The 3,274-nt window shown below is 63.7% G+C and carries 2 protein-coding genes; both read left to right on the top strand.

Annotation, left to right across the window (positions count from 1 at the left end):
* The coding region (locus AC1DEY_RS22755) for a type I restriction-modification enzyme R subunit C-terminal domain-containing protein (protein WP_476869977.1) at positions 1–1,184 on the top strand (1,184 nt) is incomplete at its 5' end.
* 41 nt (positions 1,185–1,225) lie between these two features.
* A complete protein-coding gene (locus AC1DEY_RS22760; protein ID WP_476869978.1) occupies positions 1,226–1,969 on the top strand; it encodes a hypothetical protein in 744 nt (247 codons plus the stop codon).
* The last annotated feature ends 1,305 nt before the right edge of the window (positions 1,970–3,274 follow it).

Here is a 3,274-nt window from a genome sequence, read left to right on the forward strand (position 1 = left end):
AGCAGGACTTCTTCATCTTCGACGTCTGCCAGAATGTTGAATACTTCAACGCCGATCTGCCCGGGTCCGAAGGGTCCCTTGGACAGTCCCTGGCGCACCGCAGCTTCGCCGTCCGGACACAGTTGCTTGCCGAAGCCCGCATCGCCGGTCTCGACGGCGACTTCGTGCCGACACTTCAAACCGGCCTGGTGGGCCAGGTAGCGGGGTTGCCCCGGGAGAACTTCCTGGTGCGCCCGCGGTTGGAGTGGGTGGAGAAGTACTCTAAGCCCGCTTCGTGGGGCACTCTCGGCACGCAGGATCTGACGGACCCGCAGACCCAGCTGGCACCCTTGGCGACACTGGCTTCCGCCGCCGATACGGAGGAAGCAAAACGCTTCGACCTGCTGATGTATCAGGCGCAGCTGGCTTCGCTGATCTCCGCAGCGGCCGTCGAGCCGTACCGCAAGAAAATCGTCGAGATTGCCTCCGCGCTGCAGGATCAGCCGAACATCCCCGCCATCGCGGCCCAGATGCTCCTGATCCAATCGATCCTGGAAGGCGAGGGATGGGGCCAAGTCTCGCCGCAGTGGCTTGAGCTGATCCGGGCGCGGCTCCGCGTGCTGGTGCACCTGATCGAGAAGAAGCGTCGCAAGGTGGTCTACTCGAACTTCGAAGACGCCCTCGGCGAGATCGTTGAAGGTGAGCTGAAGGGGACCGTCACCGGGTCGGTAGATCTGGCCCGGTACCGCGAGAAGGTCCGGGTGTATCTGCAGGGGTTCCTGGACCACATGGCAATCCACCGCCTACGCCGCGGGTTGCCCCTGACCGAGACGGATCTTGCAGAACTTCAGCGCATGCTGATCGAGAGTGGCGCGGGTTCACCCGAGGAACTTGAAGCGGCCACTGAGCAGGCCGAGGGTCTCGGGCTGTTTGTCAGGTCTCTGGTGGGGATGGACCGGCAGGCGGCGTTGGATTCCTTGTCCGAGTTCGTGGGGGGCAAGACCCTCAACGCCAACCAGCTGCACTTTGTTGACATGATCGTCCAGCAACTCACGGAGAACGGCGTCGTGGACGTCGGGGCGCTGTACGAGTCTCCCTACAGCGACGCTGCCCCTGCCGGGCCGGAAAGCTTGTTCCCGGAGGCGGATGTGGATCTGCTCGCTGAGGCGCTCAACCGGGTGCGCGTTTCGGCGATGGCGGGATAGCTGTCGCCTCGTTTAATTCTGGCGCAGAGAAAGAAGAGTCTGTGGACGTCATACCGAGTCTTGCCATGTCCATGGTTGGAAAGCTCCTTGAGGAAGTGTCCTGGGAGCACGCCACTAATTACCGTCAGGGCGGCCGGGGACGCGAGAACGTCCTCACTGCTGAAGTCATGATGGCCCTGGACTTCCTTCCCCGCGAACGCTTCCTTGGGTCGGTGATTCGTGCCGCCGAGGGTGCCGACCAGGCTAGGAATGTCCTGATCAATGAGATTGAAGACGCCGAACTTCGATTCCTGCCAGGGGATATGGCGCTCGCCCCGAACCGGGCAGGGAATGGGCAGCTCGTGGTGCAGCCCGACGCTCTCATCACGTCTCCGAGCTCTTTTGTCCTCGTTGAGGCCAAGCGTGTTCGAGCGAGTTCATTCCAGCCAGAGCAGCTGGCAAAGGAATATGTGGCAACAATGGCTCATGCAGGCACCCGCACTCCTCTGATTCTTTTGCTGGGCGCACGACCTCCGGTTCTGGTTCGAGGCCGTGGGCGAATGAGCGTCGAACAGGCCATCTCGTCGGAACTTGAATCCGTTCTACTTCGCGCCAAGAACGAGCACCTAATGATGGACCTGATGGTTGAACGGATTCCCGAAGTATTTTGCTGGATCACCTGGCCGGAACTATCGGCCGTGGTCGCCCGTCAGGCCGCCGGCCTCTCCTCGGCGGATCCGTCCGTCAACGCGTCCGTCCGGCGCCTCGCAAAGTCCGTATGCTCGTCAATTGCCTGGCACGGGTAGCCGAACTCAGGCATTCTCCTTTTTTGCGAAGCGCGGCCGAAAACCGGGAGGGTAGGGCTGCGACGTCGAACTACGTGCCGCCGGCGGCCCGGTACGATCCGTGGGTCGCGTCGTATAACCGGCCCGGATACGTCACTCCGGACTACCACGTCGGGTGGACCAGCAACACCCAACGTTCATGGGTCAAGTGCTATGCGGACAGCGCCGTGGCAGTTGGTGGGAGATCAAGACTTGTGATGCGTGGCGGGGTCCAAGGACGGCACGTCGCCGTGACTGTGTGGCTGGGTTTGGCCTGCGGCCGGCGAGGAGTGCCTGGCTGGCGGCCGTTGAAAGGTCCAGTCTGTGGGGTGACTGGGTAATGCCGCTGGCGCGTCATGAATTGCTGTTCTGCTGGAGGGGATCATCAGGCCGTACGCCGCGGGCGAGTCCACAGACGTCGGGCAGCTGTCCGCCGTCAGCCGTCAGCCACAAAAACAGGACCCGCCCTCAGAGACCTGGGTGTAGCAGTGCCGCGCAGCCGGTGGCCGAAAGAGTGGATCGATGTGGGTGTGCGTAACGATGGGCTGGTCCTCGAATCGAGTTCCGTCCTGGAAACCTTGCAGGTCATCGTTACGCCGACAAGGGTGCCGGGAGGTTCACTGCGGGTCACACCGCTGAGCCATCCCGCTTCAATGAGCGGAGCGTTCTCGCCGGCCGCAGGCCCAACCCCAGACCGAGTCACTCCGACACCATGAAGCCGCCCGCGACGCAATCCGCTCCCCGCAGGGGAAGCCAGCCACACGCAGAGCTCAGCGCAGAGGGAACCGGACCGGGAACCTCGGTGACACCGTCACCCGTCCAACGCACAGCACGTCCGGAAGGCAGACACCCAGGTCACCGAGACCAGCCAACGGCCGATGATCGGCACCCGCCCGCCGGCCGCAGGCCATCACCCCCGGTGAACGCAACGTTCGGTCATGACGCGGCACGCAAAGAACCCGGGCCCGAGCGCAGCGCAGGCAGACCGGACGCAGTCCGTGGCCGTGAAGCATCCAGCTCCCCGCAGCGGGTAGCTGTCCGCAGGACGAAGGTTGTCGTGTGGAGGCGCGCAGCGCCGGGTAATCGTGTGTCTCCGGTGGCCGACGTGGCGCGGACGCAGTCCACAGCCTGCAGCCGTATGAGTGGCCGTTCAGGGAGCGGGAGTTTTCATCCGGGGAGTGCCGGGTGTGGTGCAGTGAGCGGTTGAGTGAACGTAGCGAAGCGGAGTGGGCGAAGACCGGGAACGGGAACCAGGGGCGGACGCCGCAGCGGCGGAGAGAGTCCGTG

Source organism: Arthrobacter sp. 05T47 (assembly GCF_056395825.1).